Source organism: Alicyclobacillus sp. ALC3, assembly GCF_028751195.1.
In the GTDB taxonomy this organism is placed as follows: domain Bacteria; phylum Bacillota; class Bacilli; order Alicyclobacillales; family Alicyclobacillaceae; genus Alicyclobacillus_L.
Genome location: NZ_CP066784.1, coordinates 808,193 through 832,269 on the forward strand (window position 1 = coordinate 808,193; position 24,077 = coordinate 832,269).

Genomic DNA, 24,077 nt, shown 5'->3' on the forward strand with positions numbered 1-24,077 from the left:
AGGCACACGGCGTGCAGCAGAGTTGCGCGTGTTCATTGACCGACCGTCTGGCGACCTCGTCGCCTAATCCATCCGGAAACGATGGCCATCGTTGGCAAAGTGAGTAGACCTGTGATAAAGATGCCGGGATGTGTATAGACAATGAACTCGTCCACGCTCTCACCGTCTTTCCACAACAGCAAACTGCACGCTGCAACGACAAGCACTGCCGGCCAGACGAGATTGCGGTAGTCGTGGAGGTTGAAAGTTTCCGCTGCGGCCGACACGAAGATGTACAGCATCAATGATTGCTGAAGCATCAGCGCCATCAGGACTCCGCCGACGTAGACAGGATCAAGGCGTTGAAAAAAATCGCCGTACCGAATCGCCTTGACAATCTCAAGTAGTGGGTACTTTACATACGCCAACTGCTCGCCAAGTATGGAGACCATGAGTAGGTGCGCTACAACGCCAACAACTGCAACAATGAGACCAACCCAGAGAAAGTTCCGCGGAAGATCCTTTTTCGGGTTCTTTAAGGCGTGCACAAACTGCAGACAGAACAGGGACTGCAAGGTGAACCGCCATGGGACCACGGCTCCCCGTAAGACAGGGTCCATCCCGTTTGCAAGAACAGGCAACAGGTATGACGGGTGCACGTTTCGCAGACTCAAAGCACAAATCAAAAGAGTGACCAGTGCCGCAGCCGGTGTCAATACATCACTGAGTCGCCCTAGCACTTCGAGGCCTAGAAAGGCCGCGTAGCCAACAGGAATGATGATACACATGTCAATCACAATAAGTGGGGTGGCGGGCGATAAGTTCTCGCCGATGAACAAACTCGATTTGCGTTGCAGAGTGACCATCGCCACGAACACCATGCCGAGAAATACCACTGCCAGAGCGCGCCCCATCCACGGGCCAAACCCCTGCAACAATCCGCCAACCAGTGTCCGGTTCGGGCAAATCCGGACAAACAGCCACGTGATCAGATAGAGGATGAAAGCATTCGCGACTAGCAGTCCAGCGGTAATCCATGAATCCCGCGTCACGAAGTGTGCCATCAAATACGGCAGAAAGATGGCGCTGCTTGCCATGACGAGCCAACTAGTCAAAAAAATGAACTGCACATTCGCCAACTGCTGCTTCAAAGTCAGCACCCTCACTTCGGATTTGCACAGTAGTGTCACCTCCGCACGGGAGTCTAATTCCTCGCGGGTCTGCGGCACACATGCCGCTCCACGGAGAGGACGTTTCACATACTGTGATTGAAGCGAGTACGGTACGAGAAGGGGTGATCCTATGGGCAAACAGTTCCCACAGTCTGTTCTCTGGGCCCATCGCTTTACAACGGTCTTCGTCGGGGCCAATATCGCGTGGATGTTTGTCAGAAAGGCCGTAACAAACCGGACGACTGTCTCGAGACGGTAGTTGACGGTACTGCAGGTCTCATAGGATTTCCACTTGCAGGGCATGCTCCCCATGTAAATGGTCCGCGAGGGGGCATTTGATGTGAGACGGCAAGCCAAAAGGCGTGTGCTACAGACCCTCCCGCTTATGCCCACAACACGGTCGGACACCAGCCAACCGGATCAAGATTTGCTCAGTCGCACAAATCCCCCAGATGCCGACCTTCCCATGGATGTGGAGTCAGCACGGTTGAGGTTGGAATCAGTATGGGAGAACTGCGATGACTTAGAGTATCGCTCGCTCGAAGTCGCGTGTGGTCGATTGCTGATTGTCTGGCTAAAACCGTTGGTCGGTAAAGACATTGCGCAAGCCGGGATCATTGAACCTCTCAGCCGAGCAGTGAGTGAACTCGTCAGTATGCAGGATGTGCGGCGACGAATTTGGTCACCTACCATCCACGCTCACCGAACGTGGTCCGCGACTGATTCAGCTCTGGCAGAAGGAAACATGATGGTTTTCGTGGACGGCAGCGCCGAGGTGCTAGGGGTCGATGTCAACGCGTTTCAGGCCAGACCCATTGGCAAAGCGGAGGCGGAGCCGAGTGTCATTGGACCTCAGAATGCGTTCGTTGAAGACGTCGACAAGAACATCGGTCTCATCCGCACAATCGTCAAAACACCACAGTTCAAAGTCGAACTTCATGTCGTCGGCCAACTCTCTCAGACAAAGGTGGCAGTGTGTTATCTTGGAAACCTCTGCAAACCTGAACTCGTGACCGAAGTTCGCGCACGGCTCGGGCGCGTCAAACTTGATGGAGTGCTCGACCTGAACATGATCCGTGAGTCTACCAACGATGCGCCATTTTCTCTGTTTCCCCTTGACCAGACCACAGAGCGCCCTGACCGCGTGGCCGCGGCGTTGCTGCAGGCGCGCATCGCCATCTTGTGTGACGGTTCGCCAGCAGCTATGATGCTGCCAGCAACCTTTATGAATCACCTCCAATCCCACGAGGACTACTACTTGAACTTCGTTGCCGCAGGTATGGTTCGCGTCTTGCGTCACGTCATGTACTGGTCATCTTTCCTCCTCCCCGCACTATTCGTCTCCATTGTCGCGTACCATCCACAAATGGTCCCAACGCAACTGCTTGTGTCGCTGGCTGCGTCGCACGAAGGAGTGCCCTTTCCAAGTGCCATCGAGGCCTTGATTATGGTGCTGATTTTCGAGGCGCTGCGAGAAGCTGGCATTCGCCTGCCAAAGGCCGTGGGGCAATCGGTGAGCATCGTCGGAGCACTGGTTCTCGGTCAAGCCGCAGTTGCAGCGGGCCTCGTATCACCGGCAATGGTGATTGTCGTCGCGCTTAGCGGTGTAGCTTCATTCACCATACCGAACTACGCTCTCTCATATACAAATCGACTCCTCAGCATAGTGTTTTTGCTACTGGCGTCAGTTTTCGGACTGCTCGGTGTCTCCATTGGCATGTTTATCTTGCTCACTCATCTGGTATCGCTTCGCTCCTATGGCGTTCCCTATCTAGCTCCGATTGCTCCACTGGAGTGGAAGTCTTTGTTACGGGACACCTTTTTCCGAGCGCCATGGTGGAACATGCAAAGTCGACCTGCACTGATGGAGCCACAGCAGAGCGCCCGGGAGCGCACACCGCGTCCAGGCCCCGAAAGTGGTAGACGCTGATGAAGCGACCGCTTTTGCTCGTGCTAAGCACCGTGTGTTGCGCATTCCTCAGCGGCTGCTGGGGACAGCAGGAGCTTGGCCAAATGTCCATCGTCATCGGCACGGGGCTAGACCTTGCGCAAGACGGGCAAACTTCAGTCAGCGCCTTTGTGGTAAATCCCACGTTGATGCGCAGCGGGCAAGGGGGTGGACCCTCGACACCCGGTCCTGGGTATGTAACTCACACGGCCACTGGTGCATCTTTGCAGGAGGCACTGTCCAAATACCTCATCACGCCTTACCGGGAGTTTGATTTCTCCCACAACGCCGTCACGGTTTTTGGAGAAGACTATGCAAGGCACGGGGTTGCAGATGCGTTCGACTTTGTTGAACGCTTGCCAGAGACGCGCAAGGACCAACTGCTGTTAGTCATGGTAGGGCATGCATCGAGCCTAAAGGAAGCGAATGCCGGCGTGGAAAAGCTGACGCCGCGTGGGCTACAGGAACTGATTCGACACAGTAATTTATCCGGACTAGCCTACGACTCATCCGAGTTGAATGCTGTAAATCAAGTGCTGTCACCCTCACATGCGTTCGTACTGCCGTTGATCAAACTGGAAGGGAGCGAAATTGAGCTTGCAGGAAGTGCTGTGTTTGACCACAACAAAATGGTGAAAGAACTTGACCTAATGCAGTCCAGGGGTGTCTTGTGGTGGCTCAATCAGAGCGCAGGGACAGTGCTACCGATATCGAGCAGAGGTTTTCCTAAGGAAGGGACGGTTCGAATCAGGGACACCACGACCACGGTTCATCCCGTCATCACACACGGGCATTTGACCATGTTTGTCACGATGCGCGGGAATGCCGCACTCGAAAGCGTGCATCCCGGGGTACGAGTTAATTCACGTTACCTTGAAGACACAAGCAAATCCTGCAACCAAGAGATTCAAAAAGAGATGGATGCTGCTTTGGCGGAATCACAACAAGCGCGGGTGGACGCACTCCAGATTGGCACTCGGCTGTATCGTCAACACCCGCGGTCTTGGCAAAATGCGCAGTCACACTGGCAGGACCTGCTCGCCCATGCGAGTGCGTCGTACGACATCCAGGTTCAGGTCATTCGCACGGGATTGGCACAGAACTCGCCGTTTAGCGTAGACAGTTCAAAGCAAGTACCCCACCCGAGTGAGTCAGGAGGCACTTCTCAATGATTTGGGTTAGCGTCGTTTTCACTGCGCCCATCCTGCTTCTCCAGGCGAGAAAGTTGTTGCACCGTCGCCAGTGGGTTGACCTTTGTGCACAGCTGGTGCTGCTGAGCTTTGGACTGGTCTGCAGTGCCGCGTTGTCGTTGCACTTGTGGATGACGGTCGATTTTCTCAGCCCCGTCAAGGCAGTGTTCACACCAATCACAGAGTGGATGTACGCCTTGTTGTGAGGTCGCTGAAAGGCTGGACCAGAGCAGCGCTTTCGTCCAGTCGCGACATCCGCTAATCGCCGCGGAGTTCCTCAGCCTCGTCCTCTTGCTCAACTTTTCGACGCAACATCTCCTGCAGCACCTGCATGCGGAAAAGCGCCGAGCGAATGCCAAAACCGATGAGTCCGCCGCGCTCCATCAAGACTGCGCCAATTCTGGCTTGTTGACCAATCAGGAGAATACCGACAATGACCCCGAGCCAATACAACTTGCCGCTCATCCGAGGTAGCGTCAACTGACTCGGAAGTCTGCGCACACTGCGCTGCAAAGGCGCGGCGGATGTCGAGAACATCAGTTCCATCGACCTGTCCATACTCACCGCCGTGATCTCAAATGGCAGTTTCCGAACTACAAGGCCTAGTCCCACTGCCACGTTCAGCAACATCAGAATTGCAGTGCGGTAGCGAAAGGAAGTAGAGTCCCCCTTCAAAAGTTTACCAATCTCCGTGAAGCGAAACCGTTCCGAACCGATGGTCCAAACCATGGTCGAGGCGGCAGTGGTCGACTGCGTTAGGTGGGCTTCTCCCACCAACAGGAGGTAGGCCAGCAGCGCTTCAATGCGCAGGTAGGCGTCGGCTGCCAAGCCAGTACTCGGCTTGCGGAGATACGGAAGCGTTCCAGCCGTCAGGCGCCAAAAAATCGGGCCGCGCAAGGTAAATGCAAACGCCTGCGGTCCTATCTCAATCAGACCAACCTGCAAATATCCCAAAACAAGCCCAAAGGCCGCGATTTTCTCCAAATCGTGGACGGCCAGGCCGAGAATTCTATCGTTCCTTGACAAAGGCTTCTTAGGTGTGCCAATACGCTGCTTCTTCATCGCGACCTGTTGGCCTCATCGGCCAACTGCTCCGCGTTTTGTTCCTGAGTCCACTCCCATCCCGGCCTGAGGTTCAACAAAGCGTATCCGGCAAGGATGCCCACCCCAATCAGTCCGATTACACCCGAGACGTCTCGAACAGTTCGGACAAACCGTCCCTCCCCACCTGGTCCTCTAGCTTTTGTCATGATAATCACCGACCTATTAGGTTGGCATAAAGTAGAAGAAGAAGAACAACGCGGCTGCCGTCACGAGTAGAATCACGTCGTGACTGATACTCCGCACAGTCAGTCTGTCCGTCATCGCTGTCCACCTCACTGTGGTTGTGCCTAAAGGGTGTCAGAAGAAACATCCCTGTCGTGACAACGGTACATTTCGTTCACGTCTCCCCCTGGTCTCCAGGGGACCTGCCGTAAAAGAATATCGAGTACGCGGCGAACAGCGATATGATCACGATGAAGTCGTGGAATCGGTACGACGGATTCCGTTCCGCTGCCGCAACCGCCTCCTCGCGCGTCTGTTCCATTGTCCGAGTGCTTCTCATCGCCGCCACTGTCCACTCCCCCCATTCAGCATATGAACGGCAGTGCAGCAATGTTGCGGCCCGCTTCACAAATAGGCAATGGGGGGCCGTCTGGGGAGTGTGACGCTCATACAGTAGTGGTAGGGAGGGAGGCACCTTGGCATGCTGAAGGAACCGATGGAGGACAATTCGCCCGCGGTCATCAAAGCGCGCTCTGCCTTTGGAGTCCTGGCTGCCCTCGGGATGATTGTAATCACAGCTGACGTGTTCTGGCAGAGGATGCGCGGGAAGGGGGCCAGGCCCTATGGCGAATAAGCGTCGGAAATGGAGCGAGTTCGGAATTCTGGTTTTGTTCTTTGGCGCGACACCGCTGTTGTACAAACTAGGCGCAATGATGCCCCGAAGGTAAATCGTGGGGCCTGACCTGTAGGCTTGATGGCCCCTGGCTGACGATACCGACCCGAAGACAGACAAAATCGCCGCAACCATCGATTCTGGTCGCGGCGATTATTGTAGTGCTGCCATGTGGCGCGCCCGGAGGGATTCGAACCCCCGACCTCTGGCTCCGGAGGCCAGCGCTCTATCCACTAAGCTACGGGCGCAAGTGAACGACTGTCACTATACCACATTTGCGCGAGTAGAAACAAGTGTCGCGTAGATGGCCTTAGCCACGGTTACTTACTGCTTGTTCTCCATTTCTTTCTTCAAGCGCTCTAAGTCGTCCTGAACAGCGGACTGTTGCTTGATTTGGTCAAGTTCCTTTTGCACGTTGTCGCGCTTGTCGAGTGGGTCCTCAAGGATGCCTTCCTCTGCCAAGGACTCCATCGCCGCTGCGCGCGCCTGCATCTGCTCGGCTTTGTCCTGCGCCCGCTGCAGCGAGTCGCCGACACCGCCAAACGATTTGCTGATGCCGCTCATCGACTCCCCGACTTTAACCTCTGCCTTCGACGCGTTGTAAGTCGCCTTTGTGACCTCTTTCTGCGTCTTGAAAGCATGGATGCGGTCTTCGAGTTTGCGCTCCGCGTCCTTCAACCGCTCCGCTTGCGCTGTGATGCGCTCGAGTGCCTGTTTCAGCGGTTCGAGTTGCGACGACAACTGGTGCTTGCGCTCCAAAGCTGCCTGAGCGAGGTCTTCACGGCCCATCTTCAGCGCCGTCTTCGCTTCCTCTTCACGGTCTGCCATATCACGCTCGACGCGCGCAATTTGGACTTCAAGTTGCTTTTGTTCTGTCACGACATCAGCCAGACTTGCCTTCATCTCCTGCAGCCCGTCAATCATTTTTTCGTAGCTGAGGTCAAGCGTCGCGTTCGGATCTTCCAGCTTGTCAAGCAGCTTGTTTACCCGTGATTCGACAACGGTTGCTGCGCGTTTGAATAGTCCCATTCCAATCCCCTCCATGTCCTTCAGGATACGCTACTTATTTACGTTGTGCGAGTTGCTTCTGTCGCCTGTACGGCCGAATTTCTGCCAAATTAGCGGTTCTACGTCAATCCCGATACGCCCCACGAATCGGCGTAACGCCATGCCCGTCGGCACGCTGCCGCACGGCACCGTTCGATGGCCACCGTCAGGGCTCATTTGTCACGGCTCAGTCGTTCAACGACAGGATGAGTTGTGGCTCATTTGTCACGGCTCAGTCGTTCAACGACAGGATGAGTTGTGGCGGGGAAATTTCGTGATCGGCCCGAATCGGCGTCACTGCCGTCCCGACCGCAAAGAACTCAATCACGTGCGAACCCCAGCCGTGTGACTTTTCGTCAATCCGGACGCCGACAATCCCTTCCGCCTTCTCTTCGTGCGCCTCGGCCTGCATACGTTCCATCGCAAGTTCGCGCGCATCGTAGAGAGCCTGCGTAAAGTTCGGCATCTCCTGGTTCTGCCCAACTAAGGACATACTCTTCAACATTCCCTGGTGTGCAACGTGGTAGACACAGCTGCCCATCACCATCGACAGCGGTCGGTAGCCTGCCCGCAGCAACGTCCAAAAATCTTGTCCGGACAAGTCGGACGTAAACGGCTTGCCGCGAAAACTGCGGAAGTGCCCACCGGGTTCGCGAGCGACGACCGCCGTGCCAATCGCAAGAAACTCCGCCAGACTTTCTCCCCACTCGTATCGGTTCACTTGTAGCCGGACACCGACGACGCCATCTGCGCCAAGTTCGGCTGCTTCTTCTTCCATCCGCGACATGGCGAGTTCACGCGCTTCGTACATCGCTTGCGTCAGCACGTCCATCTCCATGCTCTGTTTCCAGCGACTCTGCTGGTAGCCAATGTGGTAGATGGAACTGCCGAGCACCATGCCAATCGGTTCAAAGCCTGCTTCGCGCACCAGTAAGTATTCGTTCACGCTCAGGTCGGACGTAAACACTCCGTCCGGGTGTCCCTGTGACCTCAGTCCGCGCAAACGCTCCAGTGCGTGTTGTGGCAAGCCTTCATGTGGATCCGCCATTGCTTCGCCTCCTAGTGGTTACTTCCCAGCATCTATTGTGAGTTTTGGCGTGAACTTTGCGGGTACGACTGTGCTGTGGACCGCCGTGCCCATGGTGAAAAATTCGACGATGTGATCGAGCCGGTCATCGCCTTCGCCACGTTCGACCTCCACGTCGTGCACGGACAGCTTGGTCTCGTGCGCGAGCACGCCGGACGCGCCAAGCGCGGAGGCTTCCCGCCACATGTTGCGCACCGCGCGGTTGCGTGTTTGGTAGACGGCGTCGGTGTACGCCGGGATCTCCTGATTGACCCAACTGCGCACCTGCCACATGTCTTGGCGGGAGGACGCCTGGTAGTAGACACAGACTCCCAACGCGAGGCCAATCGGGATTGATCCGGCGCGCAGCAACTTCACGAGCGACGCTCCGTCCACAGTGCACAGCACGGGCGATTTCGGGACTGGCTCACCGTCTAGTACCACAGCCGTGCCAAATGCGGTGAACTCGACTTCGTGACTACCGTAGTCGGGCTCCTTTAGCTCTAGTCGCACGCCGACAACTGCATTCGCGCCGAGCGCCTCAGCCTCCATCGACATCCGCTGCAACGCCTGTCTACGGACGTCGAGCATGGCTCGTTCGACGTCGGTCACATCGCCGGAATACCACATGCCTGCGCGGTTTTGTGCGGTAAACCCGATGTGGTAGTAGCTGCTGCCCATGACCAGACCGAGAGGTCGGAAGCCAAACGGGCGCAACAAGTGCCACTCATTCACGGACAAATCGCTCGTCCACGGGAGGTCGCCCTTTTTCTCAAGCTCCATGCGTTCGAGCACACGCCCTGGCAGCCGCCCGGAAGTCAGCGCCGCTTCCGTCTCGCGCGCCCGCGCCGCTCCGTCTTCAACGGCTAGTCTGCGCGGACGGCCTGACGTACCGAGCTCGCCGGCGCCACCGCCACTGGTTCCGCCACTGGTTCCGGACTGCGGCGGTGGTCCGGTGTCTCTAGATTTGTCCTTGCGAAACCACACCCGAACCCCTCCCTCACCCACTCGCATTCGCACATCGTTTAGGAAAACAGGAAACGCTCGATCGCAGATCGCGCCTCTTCATGCAACTCTGCAAGCTCTTCGAGTTCCTGCGACACCCCTGCCAACCACTCAGAGAACGAAATTGGCTCGGTCTTCAGCGCGATTCCACGGACAACCTTTGCCCGCTCCGTCGACATGCCACGCCGTTTGTCAAAGTGGAGACGATACGTGTGGGTCTCCAATCGAATCTCAATCAGTCGGATTGCCTGTTCATTAGAAAACAGCCGGTGCTCTCGCTCAATTGTGGTCTGGCCCGGAAGTGCCTTTTCCAGCCGGGTCGCCAGGGCTTCTACGTATGCCTTCTCGTCGGTTAGTCCGCGGCGCCACGACGCCGCCCCAAGGTCAAACTCGCTCACCGTCGGCCCCCCTCTGCCTTTGGCCTCAGTATAGCGCATTTTTTGGTAAAGAAGTGGCACTCCGCAACTGCGAAGCGCCCTAATTTGATGCATGTATGACGATTGTCACAAGTTTGTGGCCGGCGTCTACCTGAGGGGGGTGGCGGAGGGGCGGAGGGGGCGTCATTTTGACATCTACAGCTGCAGGCTCCCGCCGCTAAGTGTCATTTTGACATTTACAGCTGCAGGCTCTCCCCACTAGGTGTCATTTTGACATCTACAGCTGCAGGCCGTCGCCGCTAGGTGTCATTTTGACATCTACAGCTGCAGGCCGTCGCCGCTAAGTGTCATTTTGACATCTACAGCTGCAAGCTCACCCCGCTAAGTGTCATTTTGACATCTACAGCTGCAGGCCACCGCCGCTAAGTGTCATTTTGACACCTACGGATGCAGGCCGTCGCCGCTAAGTGTCATTTTGACATCTACAGCTGCTGGCCGTCGCCGCTAAGTGTCATTTTGACATCTACAGCTGCAGGTCGCCGCCGCTAAGTGTCATTTTGACATCTACAGCTGCAGGCCGTCGCCGCTAAGTGTCATTTTGACATCTACAGCTGCAGCCTCTCGCCGCTAAGTGTCATTTTGACATCTACAGCTGCAGGCTCTCGCCGCTAAGTGTCATTTTGACACCTACAGCTGCAGGCTCACCCCGCTAAGTGTCATTTTGACACCTACAGCTGCAGGCTCCCGCCGCTAAGTGTCATTTTGACATCTACAGCTTCAGGCTCCCACGGCTAAGTGTCATTTTGACATCTACAGCTGCTGGCTCCCGCCGCTAAGTGTCATTTTGACACCTACAGCTGCAGGCTCCCACCGCTAAGTGTCATTTTGACACCTACAGCTGCAGGCTCACCCCGCTAAGTGTCATTTTGACATCTAAACCTGCAGGCTCACCCGGCTAAGTGTCATTTTGACACCTACAGCTGCAGGCTCCCGCCGTTAAGTGTCATTTTGACACCTAAACCTGCAGGCTCCAGCCGCTAAGTGTCATTTTGACACCTACAGCTGCAGGCCACCGCCGCTAAGTGTCATTTTGACACCTAAACCTGCAGGCTCCAGCCGCTAAGTGTCATTTTGACACCTACAGCTGCAGGCTCACCCCGCTAAGTGTCATTTTGACACCTACAGCTGCAGGCCACCTCCGCTAAGTGTCATTTTGACACCTACAGCTGCAGGCTCACCCCGCTAAGTGTCATTTTGACAACTGCGGAGACGGCCAGAGCGGAGACGGCCAGAGCGGAGTAGTTGTCATTCTGACAACTACAGCGAACGGAGTCCGCAAATAGTGAGCAGTTTGATGTCTACGCGCAACGGACCACCCTGCTAGGGGTCATTTCGCGACTCCGCCACGCCACGCCACGCCGAACTGCCAGTCGCTGCCTACACGCGCACAAGCCGGCTCGTCAGCACATCGATCGTGGCGCCAGCCTTGTGGCCGCACTCCAGCCACTCCTGCGACGGCACGCTGTCGGCGACGATGCCCGCGCCGACCTGAACATAGTAGGCGTCGTCCGCTTCGACAACTGTGCGGATCACGATGGCTGTATTGGCGTTACCAGCAAAGTCAATCATGCCGAGCATCCCACCGTACGGCCCCCGGCGCAGCGACTCGAGTTCGTCGATAATCTCCATCGCCCGAATCTTCGGTGCGCCCGACAACGTGCCAGCCGGGAATGTCGCGAGCAGTGCGTGGAACACGCTCGTGTCTTCACGCAGCGTCCCTTCGACGACAGAGACAAGGTGGAACAAGTGCGAGTACGGTTCCACCACCATCAGTTCCGGAACGCGGATGGAGCCAATCTCGCAGACGCGCCCCAAGTCGTTCCGACACAAGTCAACCAGCATTACGTGTTCCGCTCGCTCTTTCTCATCAGCGAGCAAGCGGTCCGCGAGCACCTTGTCTTCAGCCGGTGTCTTGCCACGGCCCTTCGACGTGCCGGCGATCGGCTTCATCTGGGCCTTGCGACCGACTGCGCGAAACTGCACTTCCGGGCTCGCGCCAAAGACTCGCATATCCGGGTATTCCGCCACAAACATGTAGGGCGACGGGTTGAGTTTGCGCAGACGGTCGTACGCGACGTAGGGATGGAGTTGCTTCGCAACACGCAGGCGTTTCGACAAGACAACCTGGAAGATGTCGCCAGCCCGAATGTACTCCTTGGCTCTCTCCACATTCGCCTCAAACAGCGCCTGCGACACATCTTCCTGCACTTGCCCACCCACCTGGCCAGCAGTCGGCGGCAACGAGACCGAGGCGCTTTCGCTCATCTGCGCAAGGGCATCCAGCCGCTCGGCGCCAAACTCGAGCGCCGCCGCGGGATTCGCGACAATCTCGCGGGTGCGAGCAGCTTCTGCGCGTAAATCCGTGATCACAGTCTGTGGAGCAACCCGCGCCAGAGCGTCGATGCTGTCGAACACATGGACGTCACCGTCCGTGATCTGCGTGATCACGGCGTGCCACTGTAAACGGATATCCGGCAACTGACGGTCGTCGCACGTCGTCTTTGGCAACTCTTCAAGGTAGTGAACCGCGTCGTAGCCGATGTAGCCGAGCAGCCCAGCTGAAAACGGCACCAAGTGATCGACTGCGAGTAGCCCCGCAACCAGCTGCCGCAGTTGTTCGAGCCAAGTCATTACGTCCGCCGCCCGAAAGCGCATAGGCACTTCGCAGATCACGCTGGCTCGGGTTGGCGGCAGCACCGCCCCCGCTTCGCTCGTCTCCACTCGCTCAGCAGTCACGCCTAGCTGGGTCGCCCCCAGTTCAACCGCCTTCGGTTCAACCGCCCCCGCCTCGCTCGTCTCCACTCGCTCAGCAGTCACGCCTAGGCCTTCGCTCGGGGCGGTCGTTCCATGCCCGCCCCCCGCTAGGTCAGTTGCGACTGCACCCGGCAATTTGCCGAGGAGGTACTGCGCGAGTCCGTCAATCGCGTACAGGTCAATCACACCGTCTTTCACCTGCACCTCGACGACCGGTGCCGTGCCAATCATGCTCATTTGATACTCCGGATGCGCGTCGTCAGATGCTGCTTCTAGCAGGAACACGCGCCCTTCACCTGCGTCTTCGACAAGGCGCAGAAACATCCGCAGCGCATCTACGTGTTGTCCTGTCATCTCCCCAACTCCCTCGTTTCACTCAGTCTCCTGCACTCCATCGTCTTCCCGACCGCCACCGGATGAATCAACGAGATCCGTCCGTCTGACCCATCAACTACGAATCCCTCCGCGCCGACGGTCAGCTCGCGAGGAAGTTGCGCAACAGGTCCTTTCCTTGCGGGGTCAAAATCGACTCCGGGTGAAACTGAACACCGAGCGCGCCTGTCGGTCGGTGGCGCAGTCCCATGATGGTCGAACCTGTGCGAGCGATGTCTGTAAACGTGTCGGGCAGCGTCTCCCGTTCCACGACGAGTGAATGGTAGCGAGTGGCTTGAAAGGGGTTGGGGATGCCGGCGAACAGGTCGTCGCCGTCGTGATAAACGAGTGAGGTCTTACCGTGCTTAAGTTCCTCCGCGCGCACAACGTGGGCGTCAAACGCCTGCGCGAGCGACTGGTGACCAAGACATACGCCGAGCACCGGGATTAAACCGGCAAACGCCTGAATGGCCTCGACCGAGCAACCGGCCTCGTGCGGGGTGCACGGTCCGGGTGAAACCATCAAGTGGGTCGGGCGCAAGTCTTTGAGATCCTGCACAGTCACCGTGTTGCGCCGGACCACGACGTCCGCGCCAAGTTCACCGCACAGTTGCACGAGGTTATACGTAAACGAGTCAAAGTTGTCGATCACGACCAGCATTATGGGGGCTCCTCTCTTCTCTAGCGAGCGACTCCAAGCGACTCCGAGCAGTTCGTACGCGGTGTTCATGGCACCCTGCGTGATCAAAAAAGCCGCAGCATCAGCCGCGGCAAACACACAGCAGGAACCAGAGCATACCAAACACTCGGCTCAACTCAGCTCACCAGGCTCATCTGTTCTTACCTCTGCTCATCTGCATACAGCTTACAAAGCGAGAGCCGTCACGTCAAGAGACAGCGGAACCAATTCAAAATCCCAACATGTCGAAACACAGCTACCAAAGTGACGGTCGTGTACGCGCTCTCGATAGTTTGCAATATATTACAATTGCGTAAACGTGGAGGGATTTCGGAGACGATGCAGAAGTAACTCGACGGTGATGTAAATGATCAAGTCGAAGTTAAGGGAAGCGTTGAATGAGTACGGCACGAAACAGAGTTGGTTGGTTGCGAAGACAGGAATTCATCCTGCTGTCTTGAGTCGAGTGGTCACGGGTAAATCGCTTCCGTCCTTGTTGAATGCGTACAAAATTGCGAGGGCGTTAGGGAAGAGAGTCGAGGACATTTGGGTGTGGGTCATAGTGTGGACTTGTAAGGCATGCGAGTATCAGTTTGATCCGGATACTGCAGAGCCTATTGTACCTAGTGACGAGAATATACTATTGAAGGAATCAGACGAAGACGGGGTCATAAAAGAAGCTGTCGTATGTCCGAACTGCGGGCGCATTGTGGTTGATGACCGATAAATACTGACCCTCGGGTGTGACCGGCCCGAGGGTCTTGTCGTGTGTACATAACCACGTGGAAATGGTCACCTCCGCCCGGCTACTTCACTGCCTTCCCGGATAGATGGTTTGCACTTGGAAAATCAAAAATCCCTTGCTCTGCAAGGGATTGGCGGTGCTATTGGTGGGCCTAAGAGGACTCGAACCTCTGACCTCACGATTATCAGTCGTGCGCTCTAGCCAGCTGAGCTATAGGCCCGCACGTGCGGGTAGTACATACGCCACCAGAAAAAGCATGGCGGAGCTGACGGGATTCGAACCCGCGGTCTCCTGCGTGACAGGCAGGCATGTTAGGCCTCTACACCACAGCTCCATGTGGTTGCGGGGGCAGGACTTGAACCTGCGACCTTCGGGTTATGAGCCCGACGAGCTGCCAACTGCTCCACCCCGCGTCATTGTGCGCTTTGCGCACCAGTACCGGACCGTCTGGTAAGCGGCCGATACGTACATCTTGTGGCCTTGCATTATGAAGTTCGGTGGTGGGCGGTGGCAGGATCGAACTGCCGACCCCTCGCGTGTGAAGCGAGTGCTCTCCCGCTGAGCTAACCGCCCTTGGTGACCCCAGGGGGACTCGAACCCCCGTTACCGCCGTGAAAGGGCGGTGTCTTAACCACTTGACCATGGGGCCGCAGAGTGCGCGGTCGGCGCGCGGGCCGCCGCGACACCGTTGAAATCCGGTGGCTCCCCGAGTAGGATTCGAACCTACGACCCTCCGGTTAACAGCCGGATGCTCTACCGCTGAGCTATCGAGGAACGTGGTGGAGCTAAGCGGAGTCGAACCGCTGGCCTCTAGAGTGCGATTCTAGCGCTCTCCCATCTGAGCTATAGCCCCACGACCTGGTGCCGAAGGCCGGACTCGAACCGGCACGGTTTCCCGCACGATTTTGAGTCGTGTGCGTCTGCCAATTCCGCCACTTCGGCATGGTGCGCCCGGAGAGATTCGAACTCCCGACCTCTTGATTCGTAGTCAAGCACTCTATCCGGCTGAGCTACGGGCGCATGTTTCAGAGCGGTAAACTCGGTTCTATCAGTGCTCTTTTTCACCCTGCCGCTCGAAGCGACGAAGCTTATTATACGGCGTCATTCGAGCAATTGCAACTGCTAATTTCATCTTCGAACTTGCCGTCTTTGGATTGGCAGACGCCCACCAAAGCCTGAGCGTTTCGCTCGAACCCTGTACCGCAAAAGCGGAACGTTGCCCATAATACAACGGCTGCTCGGGTCATGTCAAGCACGATTTTCACCAACTAGAAATCAGGGTCGTCTGACACATCAGCAACGAGTAGATGTCCATGGGCGCCCCACTACCCTCTTCAGCTGTTCAAAGCTGAAGAGGCAGCCGAAGCTGCCTCTTCCGTAAAGGACTTATGACGATGAGGAACACTGACCAACCATGCGGTTATGTCCGGGTTGCCATCACCCATCACCCTCCCTTACGCACCTTAGAATGTCACGGAGGGAGGCACCTTATACACGGCATCGCAAAAAATTTGAATTCCCCACTTTTGCTCCACCAGCCAAGCAGCCAGTCCCACAGCTGACTTCAGTAGATCACGCGCAGCACTACCCACGGCTCATCCCCAGCCACAATTGCAGTCGTGCTGCACGCCGTTGGGATGAGCCAGGCGTCCCCGGTACCCACTTGCCCAACATCACGCCCCTGCCAAGTCATCCGTCCCACGCCGGAAACTCCGACGACGACACTCGGATTACTGCTCGGTGGTAAAACCGTCGTACCTTCACCGACCTGCATCCACCGCTCGATGCGAAAATACGGGCAGTCGAGCAGCACTTGTGCACGCGCGTGTTCGGTCCTGGCGTCGACGTTTCCCGCCGGCAGCGGCGCGGGTGCCTCCTCATAGCGCAATACGTCCGCAGCCCGCTCGACGTGCAGCGCGCGCGGTTGTCCGGATGCATCGACGCGATCCCAGTCATATACGCGGTAGGTCACGTCCGATGTCTGCTGCACCTCGATGAGGGTTGTCCCACCGAGCAAAGCGTGCAAGGTCCCGGACGGTACATAGACCGTGTCACCCGGCTGGACACTGCGGTAGTCGAGAAGGTCGGCCACTCGCCGTTCCGCGACTGCCCGCAGGTAGTCCGCTCTGTCCCGAAAGTGATGGCCGTAGACGACACGCCCCGACTCCGGAGCGTCGAGAATGTACCAAGCTTCTGTCTTTCCGAAATCGTTCGCGTGCATCTGTGCGTACGTATCGTCCGGGTGAACCTGCACAGATAGGTCAGTCTCAGCTTCAATTAATTTAATTAACAGCGGAAATCGCGGCTGCGGCGACGTGCCGAGATAAGCTTCCGGGTATTGCCGTGTGAGTTCCGACAGCGACCAGCCATCGTAGTCCCCTCCGACGACAACACTCTCTTGTTGCGGGTGCGCCGACACCAGCCAGTACTCACCGACCGGCTCAGTGACATGGTCGGCGCCGAAGTGGGCTTTCATGTGATGTCCGCCCCAGAGACGGGGCGTCGGGATGGGGCGAAGTTTTACAGGTGAAACGTGAAGGTTGTCCATGTCGCATTCCTCTCTGCAGTTACTGTCAGATTAAACGTGTTCTCAGGCTGACAAGGATGCCTAGGCGTAGTCAATACAACTCAGATGGCGACTTCCACTTTACGCCAATGTAGCACGTCAATCGGGCAGGCAGCAACGGTTTTTGCTCATGTCCGGGGTCCACACGAAGGGGCTGCCCCGGCATCAGCCTGACGGGACAGCCCCAGCTTTCAAACCACCTTCGAAATTTGTTTTAGCTGATGCCCAGAGCAAAAATATGCATGGCAGCCTGATAGCCCGCTACGCTAGAGAGTGACGGCAACTTCACAGCTTCGACGGTTTTTCCCGCCTGCAGCGGTACAGATACTCCAAACAGATACACAGTGTGTCCGGATGAACCGGTAGGGTAATTGGCGTAGTTTACTGCTGCCACTTGTGTACTGTTGGGATTGCCGCCCTGCCCCGGGGGATACCAGAAGTTCCCGACGTTCAATGTAAACTGAGAAGTGGTCCCGTCGGTATAGTAAATGACCCCTGTACCACTAAGCGTGGAGTTGTTACTTGAGGTGATGAAGGTCAACTCTTTACCTTCACCGGAGACTTGGATGATTTGGCCGAGTGCCATAGTGTTGTCGTGTTGCCCGGGTGGAACATTGGGCCAGGTCAATGAAGTTCCATTGACGTTGACGGTAACGCCCGGCTGCAGTCCATCTGCGGCCAATCCCTGGGCCGAGAAAGTCGTTCCAATCCCATCGAATCCGAGAAAACCGGTGTGCGGGTTTGGCACAGAATTACTGGTGATCCCGGTATTGTCATAGCTGGCGGCAAGGCTCGCGTAAGGAGTCACCATTCCCACGGTATCTCCAGTGCTACTCTGGCGATGGCCTGATTTCCACGTTGCCGTCCCGGTCAACCGAACGTCACCAGCAGACGCAGAGGTCTGTGGAGGTGTCACGATAAAGGTTTCCATCACCTTTTGTCCCGGTCGGACCACATCGAGTGAATTGGGAGAATTTTGTTTCACCGTCCAGCCACTTGGTGCGCGCAGGGTGATTGCTGCATCCTTCAGTGGTCGGCGAGATGAATCAAGCAAGGTGGCCGTGACCGTCGCCGAATGACCAGCCTCGACAAGACGCGATGATGTCTGCAAGGAAAGGTTCGGCGCTGACTTGATGACTGGAGGACCGTAGACTGCGGGAGAGTAGCCAGGCGCAGAGACCGGTTTTACCGGAATCCCGCCTCTCTCCACGCTGTAGGTAACAAGACCTACGTTGCCAAGTCCACCTCCGTGATTGCTAAGGCCCCAGACCGCAATGGCTAAAGTATTCTTCCCGTGGTCATTGAGAATTCCTGCTGGTAGGTAGAAACGTTGCTGCGGTCCTAAGTAGTTGATGTACCTGCCCACCAACCATCCGTTCAAGTAAATGAACGCCTGGTACTGTCGGTGCGTTGACCCAGGCTTTCCACCTGATACAGGGGACATTGTAAGGGCAATCGGCGCGGTAACTCCTTTCGGGATGTTCAGGGTGAAGTTGGTCCGGTACCAGCCAATACCGGGTGCAATGCCTTGTGACGCCCACGTATTCGGGAGTGAAACCGGCTTCCAGTTCTGGTCTGGGAAGCCTGGGAGATTCCATCCGTGATTTGTACCGTACAAACCAGCTGGATTCATTACGCCGCGAACCTTATCTTGTAAATTTGTACCGCCCTTATTTCCTTGCAGACGCCAGGTGACTTGCGGCGCAGCACCAGTACTCGTGTGGAGCGATGCACCCAGCAAGCCTCTTGGGCGTTTCTGTGAATCATTTGATCCCCCGTCTTCGTTATGACCCATGTTTTCCACAAGGACGCTGACCACATTCTTGGCGTTGGACCGAAGCAGCGACTTCGGGAACTTGAAGGTCTGCTGTTGCTCTCCTCCGGTGGTGTTGGACCCGAGAAATGTCCCGTTCAGCCACACAGAGAACGCGCCATAACTTCCGCCATCAGCAGTTAACGTGATTCCGGAGACGTTATTCTGACCAGTAAACTGACCACGGTACCACACAAACCCATGGTGAAAACCATAATCGTCCGCATATAGCACGGGGAGTGTTACCGGTTTCGTCGGGTTTGTAGTCGACATGTGATTCGCAATCTGCCAGTTCGAGTCGTTGTAGTTTAACAGCCGTTCAGGCGCGCCCTGCATAAACCGCCACCCGGTCAGTTTGGGAAGGGTAATGCTAGGTGGACCTGCTAAAGTCCCATTGAAGGAACCATCGGGTTTCATCGTCGTCGCGAGGGCTGTACCGTCCCACACAATCTTTCGAACCATGGCTGGTCCCCAGACCTGGATTGGCCCTGCGGCCGAAGTATCCCCAGTCAGCACAAGCGTTGAACCAGCAACACGGGCAGTACGCACCAGATTTGACCCGCGCACCAACACAGTTCCGACCGAAGTTGAAACTTTCCAGAACTGCTCTGCCGTCTTGTGTGTACCAATCAGCAGCAGCAATTGATGTGTCCCAGCTGTAATGCGTACTTCAGTCAGACCTGAGTGGGTGTAGTCCAGTCTCAGATTCCCCGTGGCAGCATTCCAATGAGAGGTTACGTTGCCGTTGCCCGACAGGACGTCGACCGACGGTTGGCTGTGGTAGTGAAGAACGGTTTCTCCAGTCGTTCCAGAGTCACCGTATAACAGAAGCGCGCGCTGCTGACCCACCTTGGCTTGGGTAGCAACTTCTGAGGTCGAGTAGACTAGGTCCTGAGCGCCGAACTGCCAATTTGCGACCAAAAATTTTGCTTCCCGTCCTCTGATGGTAATAGAACCCACCTTCGGAATTGACGGAAAGTAGGTGCCGGGGCTCGGGACGTTGATCGCGTTGATGGAAACAAAAGTCCCCCCTGAAGCTGGATTCTTTTGCCCACTAACGACAATCTTGAGTGTATGCGTGGTGTTAGACAATCCGCTCACACCGTAGAGGACCTGTTGAAACTCAGTGGATGGGGCGTAGCTATCCACCGCAGCAACCTTTTTCCCGTCCAAGTAGACGTTCGCAATGCCGTGATTGGCTGCCTTCGGTCCAATCCACTGTACGGCTGTTCCCGTAAACTTAACCGTGACTGAGGCCCCCGTCTGGTTGGAGAAGTCTTCGGAGTTTTGATAATCACCACTGGTGTACGACTGGTTTTTGACTGGTGTCCAAGTTCCAGAGTATTGGAGCGCTGAATTCGTGTCGCCGTATGTGTAGTGCCCGACTGCACCAAGCGTCAGACTCGCATGGGTCTGCACAGTTGCCGTAGAGGACGGGTTCGTTTGACTCAAATATAGGAAGCGCGTGCCCGTCGACGGATTTGCCCGTTCAATTGCCAAGACACCAGGATTGGAAGGTTGTGGCGTAGCCGTGGACTCCGTTTTCGTCAGCGGTGCAACCGCTTGCGTCTGCTCGATAATCAGCTTTTCGGCAGCGTATTTCGACGGAAGTTTACCAGACTCCGCGATGGCGGCGCCATAATCATACGACGTGTACATGAATGGTGCCGGCAGCCATCCCCAGTTGGTACCGCCGACAGTCATGTAATTGCTCTGGACTGTCACTCCGGTAGCCAGATTTTGCTTGTAGTACACATTCTCGAAGCTCGAACCCGTCATTGTCCGACACATTGCATAGTTGGCCGAACTCCCCCACCCATTAAACGACCCACCTTGGTATTCCGGCGAGATCAACGGCTTATTCGGCCCGCCAAGATTATGTGTCCCGGAAAGATTGGGAGGCGTTCCGAACGCCTGTGTATTCGCGCAGTTAAATCCGAGTGGATAGACGTCCGACCCGTACAGGTTTGTGGCACCCGGACCGCTCGCCCAGTTGGACACCGCACTCCCGTAGTTGTTTGCTAGGGTCGGTACGTTGATGCCATCCTGTGCGGCCTTTGCTTCCAATGCCTGCATACCAGCAATAGACGCTTGGGAATGGCTTTGATTCTCGTTTTCGACTTGATAGAGAATCACGTCACCGCCCCTTGTAATCTGGTGAGCGGCGATAATTGCATCGATCTCGGACAACCATTGGTCGGCCGCCGCGAGGTAATCCGGCGCGTTTGTTCGGGCGACACCGGACTGTGTGACCAACCAACCAGGGAATCCTCCGCCGTCGGTTTCCGCATTAATGTACGGACCGGGTCGCGCTATGACGTACAGCCCGACTTTCTGGGCATCGTTTAGGAACTGGTTCATGTTACGGATTCCGGAGAAGTTATAGACACCAGGCGCCGGCGACGTGTAGTCCCAGTTAAAATACACAGTGACAGCGTTAAATCCTGCGGCCTTCATCTTTTCAAGTCTGTCCACCCACAGAGACGGAGAAGGCGTTCGCCAAGGGTCAAATTCTCCCGAGAAAATGAAAACCCGCTTTCCACCGATTTTGAGTGAATAGTGGTCGTAAGTGACCTTTTGCGCTTTTCCGAGGATCACGTGTTTTGGCGGTGCGATGGGATTGGGAGTCACACGGTTGGACGTCGGTGAAGCCTGGGATGTACCTTTTGAACTGGTAGCAGTCACCCGAAAAGTCACGGAGACTCCATTCTTGAGTCCAGGGAAAATCACCCAATGGTTAGGCTGTTGTGCCGTTACTTGCTGTCCCGTAGAAGCCGTTACGGTCCAAGAAGTCACGGGAGCACCATCCACAGTCGAAGGGCCTGCCCACGTCACCGTCACCGAGGTGTCCCCACCAATGGCATGCACGTGCGTCGGCACTGTCTGAGCTTTCTTGAAAGGTGAATCCAGCACGACTTGATGTGCGTTGCTGTGTGTCACAGGAGCAAGCGAGCCCGCTATAGTGCCCGCGCCCGTATCGGCTTGAACCGACGCCATTCCAGTCGCAGTGAAAGCGACTCCCGTCACGACCACACCTGCCCATTGACCCAACCGCAAGAAAAAGCGCTGCTGCTGTCTCGCGCCCCCTCGTGCTGCTGATACATTGGCCTTTGCCCGCATACTCTTCGTCACCATCAATCCCTCCTTGAGTGCAGTCACGTTTTTCAAAGTAACTAACTAACACTTCGGGAAATTGATATGTATGACTCCCCCCTTCCTAGGGTTGCGTCACATATGACTCACCTTGCTCCAAGATTTCAGGGGCTGACGGAACTGTACGCGGAACACTGATCCAGAAAACAGCGACCTCATCTTATGCAACTGGACGTAATCATAGATCACCCCCCTTGCAACAAGTGAAGAACTACCGGGCAATCTGCATGTCAATCTCATGAGGTCTCATACGGAGTATTATTACGTGATGGGAGCACTAATTAATTACCGTAATTAACAAACATAATAGTCTGACTAGTTTGTTGTGTCAATACTATTCAGTTATATTGCGCTACCCCAACAACCCGCCTCGGCTCGACGCTTCAAGCGCGTGTCAGTAGTCGCGCCTTGAGTTCGCATAAGATTGAAATCTGGCCAGTGTAACACTCCATATCCCCCAACCGTCTTGCGGAGCGAAAGGCAGACGAAGTGGATGTCCAAGTACTGTACCTTCACTTCCTCAAAGCTTTTATCGCCTAATAAATCCCCTAAATTCTGATTCAGACTACGGTGTCCGTTCAAGTCACCGTCCACAGCGCCAAGAAAGCGTTAGCTGCAAAACGAGGGACCACGTGCATTCAAACAAAACGGGACGACTCAGATTCCGCAGAAATAATAAGCATGGTATACTTAACGGGAATTCCCAATCAAGACGTCCGGACGGGAGACAGTAAATGCCAAACGCTGTTCTCAACAAAGATGTAGAGGTTCGATCAGGCGCCCACATCCTGTACATATTCCAAGAAGAGTCAGACTATCTAGACAACTTGGCCGCGTACGTCATGGGCGGAATCAATCTAAATCAATTCGTGCTCGTCATCGACCATGCCCACATTTACGAAAAACTAAGAAACACGATTCTTGATAGATTGCCGGAAGAAAACCTACAACGAGTTTTGTTCAGAGCAAGTGACGCGTTTTACGGTACGTACACAGAATTTCAAACGGACCGAATTGTTAGCGGTTTCGAGAGTTTGTTGAGTCCACTATTGCAGTCAAACCGGACCATACGAACTTGGGCTAAGGTCGTATGGCGAGACGATAAGAATATAGTTCCTACACTAGACCAGTTTGAAACGATGGCAGACGATAGTGTAAAGGGACAACGTCTAATTTCTGTATGTGCGTACGACGAGTCGCACACACCCAATGCGTTGGTGCTTAAGATGCTCAGAACTCATGACTACCTGATGACAGACACAGAGTTAGTTGATTCGCCACTCTACGCCAAGAAAAGCACATATCCCTCCCTTTCCGTACAGTCCAAAACTGAGTCGGAAATTGATTTTTACAAGTCAAAACTTGATTTTGTCCACGCCGTTTCTCATGAAGTGCGTAATCCACTGACCGTCATCAGTGGTTACGCTAAAATTCTTCGCAGCACTGAACCAACCCTAAGTGCTGCCGCCTCTGAGAAACTCATCACAATCGAACGGTATGTTAGTGCAATCGACCAAGAACTTACACACATCATGGAAACCGAGCAGATGCTTTCGAACGACTTGTTTATGAAGTTGGAACCCATTCACACATATGAGGTTGCCGCAAAGGTTGTAACATTAATGGAAACGAAAAGCATGGTACAGAACGTTACGCTTGTTGCTGATGTAAATATTAGTGCACAAAATATAATTACAGGAAACACCACAGGACTAAGACTCATCCTGTCGAATTTAATCAGTAACGCGATTAAGTACTCTCGAGAACATGGCAGGGTCGAGTTTACTTCCATGGTCAGTCAAGGGCGAACTTGGTTCATTGTCAAGGACAATGGTATTGGCATGTCTGAGCGTCAGTTAGAATCCATGTTTGAAAAGTATGCGAAGTTTAGTGAAGGAACGAACGGTCAAGGAATTGGTTTGTATATAGTCAAAAAGCTGACGGACCGATTTCGGGGACGTGTTACGGTTAGCAGCCAGTTAGGGGTTGGGACGACTGTGTCCGTTGATTTCCCTTCCCTCGGCACAGATTAGCGTCGTATTCGCCTACACTTCCTCATGGTCTCTCGAATAAAATCACGCCCTGTAGAGCCATCATGTTACTACCGCGCTATTTTGTCTGAAGGTTCATGGTGTCTGATGTCCAGATTCTGGCGAGCTAATGACGACGCAAATTGTCCGTTCAGGGCATTTTGGGGGAAGCGCTGGACATT

At 55.4% G+C, this 24,077-nt stretch carries 18 protein-coding genes and 10 tRNA genes; 6 read left to right on the forward strand and 22 right to left on the reverse strand.

Going from position 1 to position 24,077, the window contains the following annotated elements; all coding sequences use genetic code 11:
• Nucleotides 1-32 precede the first annotated feature (32 nt).
• The gene (locus JC200_RS03840; RefSeq protein WP_274434867.1) at nt 33-1,208 is read right to left on the reverse strand and encodes a GerAB/ArcD/ProY family transporter; all 1,176 of its coding nucleotides are present in this window, start codon (nt 1,206-1,208) and stop codon (nt 33-35) included.
• Between the two features lie 430 nt (nt 1,209-1,638).
• Here JC200_RS03840 and JC200_RS03845 point away from each other — a divergent pair, with 430 nt between their 5' ends.
• From JC200_RS03845 to JC200_RS03855, 3 genes are read left to right on the forward strand one after another with little or no spacing between them, the layout of a single operon-like run.
• Entirely contained in the window at nt 1,639-3,081 is a 1,443-nt protein-coding gene (locus JC200_RS03845; protein ID WP_274434868.1) for a spore germination protein, read from the forward strand.
• Nucleotides 3,081-4,271 carry a Ger(x)C family spore germination protein gene (locus JC200_RS03850; protein ID WP_274434869.1) on the forward strand — a complete coding sequence of 397 codons (1,191 nt, stop codon included), beginning with the start codon at nt 3,081-3,083 and terminating at the stop codon, nt 4,269-4,271. Before JC200_RS03845 ends, JC200_RS03850 begins: the two co-directional genes overlap by 1 nt.
• Nucleotides 4,268-4,495 carry a hypothetical protein gene (locus JC200_RS03855; RefSeq protein WP_274434870.1) on the forward strand — a complete coding sequence of 76 codons (228 nt, stop codon included), beginning with the start codon at nt 4,268-4,270 and terminating at the stop codon, nt 4,493-4,495. Before JC200_RS03850 ends, JC200_RS03855 begins: the two co-directional genes overlap by 4 nt.
• A gap of 52 nt (nt 4,496-4,547) precedes the next feature.
• Here JC200_RS03855 and JC200_RS03860 read toward each other — a convergent pair whose 3' ends face one another.
• The 3 genes from JC200_RS03860 to JC200_RS03870 all read right to left on the reverse strand — a co-directional run bounded on the left by JC200_RS03860 (nt 4,548) and on the right by JC200_RS03870 (nt 5,904).
• On the reverse strand, nt 4,548-5,351 hold the full coding sequence (locus tag JC200_RS03860; protein WP_274434871.1) for a hypothetical protein: 804 nt from the start codon (nt 5,349-5,351) through the stop codon (nt 4,548-4,550).
• The gene (locus JC200_RS03865) at nt 5,348-5,539 is read right to left on the reverse strand and encodes a hypothetical protein (protein WP_274434872.1); all 192 of its coding nucleotides are present in this window, start codon (nt 5,537-5,539) and stop codon (nt 5,348-5,350) included. Before JC200_RS03865 ends, JC200_RS03860 begins: the two co-directional genes overlap by 4 nt.
• 191 nt (nt 5,540-5,730) lie before the next feature.
• Nucleotides 5,731-5,904 (reverse strand): hypothetical protein, encoded by a 174-nt coding sequence (locus JC200_RS03870; RefSeq protein ID WP_274434873.1) that lies wholly within the window; start codon nt 5,902-5,904, stop codon nt 5,731-5,733.
• A gap of 132 nt (nt 5,905-6,036) precedes the next feature.
• Here JC200_RS03870 and JC200_RS03875 point away from each other — a divergent pair, with 132 nt between their 5' ends.
• Nucleotides 6,037-6,189, forward strand: a complete 153-nt coding sequence (locus JC200_RS03875; protein WP_274434874.1) for a hypothetical protein — start codon at nt 6,037-6,039, stop codon at nt 6,187-6,189.
• Nucleotides 6,190-6,400: 211 nt separating this feature from the next.
• Here the strand turns inward: JC200_RS03875 and JC200_RS03880 are convergent.
• From JC200_RS03880 to JC200_RS03910, 7 genes are all read right to left on the reverse strand, one after another.
• Nucleotides 6,401-6,476, reverse strand: a tRNA-Arg gene (locus JC200_RS03880).
• A gap of 76 nt (nt 6,477-6,552) precedes the next feature.
• Complete coding sequence (locus tag JC200_RS03885) at nt 6,553-7,257, reverse strand: PspA/IM30 family protein (protein WP_274434875.1); 705 nt, start codon at nt 7,255-7,257, stop codon at nt 6,553-6,555.
• 250 nt (nt 7,258-7,507) lie between these two features.
• Nucleotides 7,508-8,323 carry a heavy metal-binding domain-containing protein gene (locus JC200_RS03890; RefSeq protein WP_274434876.1) on the reverse strand — a complete coding sequence of 272 codons (816 nt, stop codon included), beginning with the start codon at nt 8,321-8,323 and terminating at the stop codon, nt 7,508-7,510.
• A gap of 18 nt (nt 8,324-8,341) precedes the next feature.
• Complete coding sequence (locus tag JC200_RS03895) at nt 8,342-9,328, reverse strand: heavy metal-binding domain-containing protein (RefSeq protein ID WP_274434877.1); 987 nt, start codon at nt 9,326-9,328, stop codon at nt 8,342-8,344.
• 38 nt (nt 9,329-9,366) lie between these two features.
• Nucleotides 9,367-9,744 (reverse strand): hypothetical protein, encoded by a 378-nt coding sequence (locus JC200_RS03900; RefSeq protein ID WP_274434878.1) that lies wholly within the window; start codon nt 9,742-9,744, stop codon nt 9,367-9,369.
• Between the two features lie 1,416 nt (nt 9,745-11,160).
• Nucleotides 11,161-12,891: an anthranilate synthase component I family protein gene (locus JC200_RS03905; protein ID WP_274434879.1), complete on the reverse strand. Its 1,731-nt coding sequence runs from the start codon at nt 12,889-12,891 to the stop codon at nt 11,161-11,163.
• A 121-nt stretch (nt 12,892-13,012) separates the two neighbouring features.
• The gene (locus JC200_RS03910) at nt 13,013-13,570 is read right to left on the reverse strand and encodes an aminodeoxychorismate/anthranilate synthase component II (protein WP_274434880.1); all 558 of its coding nucleotides are present in this window, start codon (nt 13,568-13,570) and stop codon (nt 13,013-13,015) included.
• Nucleotides 13,571-13,955: 385 nt separating this feature from the next.
• On the opposite strand from JC200_RS03910, the gene JC200_RS03915 reads away from it, so the two are divergent.
• Nucleotides 13,956-14,315 (forward strand): helix-turn-helix transcriptional regulator, encoded by a 360-nt coding sequence (locus JC200_RS03915; protein WP_274434881.1) that lies wholly within the window; start codon nt 13,956-13,958, stop codon nt 14,313-14,315.
• Between the two features lie 161 nt (nt 14,316-14,476).
• Here the strand turns inward: JC200_RS03915 and JC200_RS03920 are convergent.
• The 11 genes from JC200_RS03920 to JC200_RS03970 all read right to left on the reverse strand — a co-directional run bounded on the left by JC200_RS03920 (nt 14,477) and on the right by JC200_RS03970 (nt 21,847).
• Nucleotides 14,477-14,553, reverse strand: a tRNA-Ile gene (locus JC200_RS03920).
• A gap of 37 nt (nt 14,554-14,590) precedes the next feature.
• Nucleotides 14,591-14,667: transfer RNA gene (locus JC200_RS03925), tRNA-Asp, on the reverse strand.
• A gap of 3 nt (nt 14,668-14,670) precedes the next feature.
• Nucleotides 14,671-14,746, reverse strand: a tRNA-Met gene (locus JC200_RS03930).
• An 85-nt stretch (nt 14,747-14,831) separates the two neighbouring features.
• Nucleotides 14,832-14,906: transfer RNA gene (locus JC200_RS03935), tRNA-Val, on the reverse strand.
• A gap of 1 nt (nt 14,907) precedes the next feature.
• Nucleotides 14,908-14,982, reverse strand: a tRNA-Glu gene (locus JC200_RS03940).
• Between the two features lie 50 nt (nt 14,983-15,032).
• Nucleotides 15,033-15,107: transfer RNA gene (locus JC200_RS03945), tRNA-Asn, on the reverse strand.
• Between the two features lie 3 nt (nt 15,108-15,110).
• Nucleotides 15,111-15,186, reverse strand: a tRNA-Ala gene (locus JC200_RS03950).
• 6 nt (nt 15,187-15,192) lie between these two features.
• A tRNA-Leu gene (locus tag JC200_RS03955) sits at nt 15,193-15,275 on the reverse strand.
• Nucleotide 15,276: 1 nt separating this feature from the next.
• Nucleotides 15,277-15,353 (reverse strand) — tRNA-Arg (locus JC200_RS03960).
• Nucleotides 15,354-15,897: 544 nt separating this feature from the next.
• Complete coding sequence (gene manA / locus JC200_RS03965; protein WP_274434882.1) at nt 15,898-16,881, reverse strand: mannose-6-phosphate isomerase, class I; 984 nt, start codon at nt 16,879-16,881, stop codon at nt 15,898-15,900.
• 232 nt (nt 16,882-17,113) lie between these two features.
• Complete coding sequence (locus JC200_RS03970; RefSeq protein WP_274434883.1) at nt 17,114-21,847, reverse strand: beta-galactosidase; 4,734 nt, start codon at nt 21,845-21,847, stop codon at nt 17,114-17,116.
• Between the two features lie 752 nt (nt 21,848-22,599).
• Here JC200_RS03970 and JC200_RS03975 point away from each other — a divergent pair.
• Complete coding sequence (locus tag JC200_RS03975; protein WP_274434884.1) at nt 22,600-23,898, forward strand: ATP-binding protein; 1,299 nt, start codon at nt 22,600-22,602, stop codon at nt 23,896-23,898.
• The last annotated feature ends 179 nt before the right edge of the window (nt 23,899-24,077 follow it).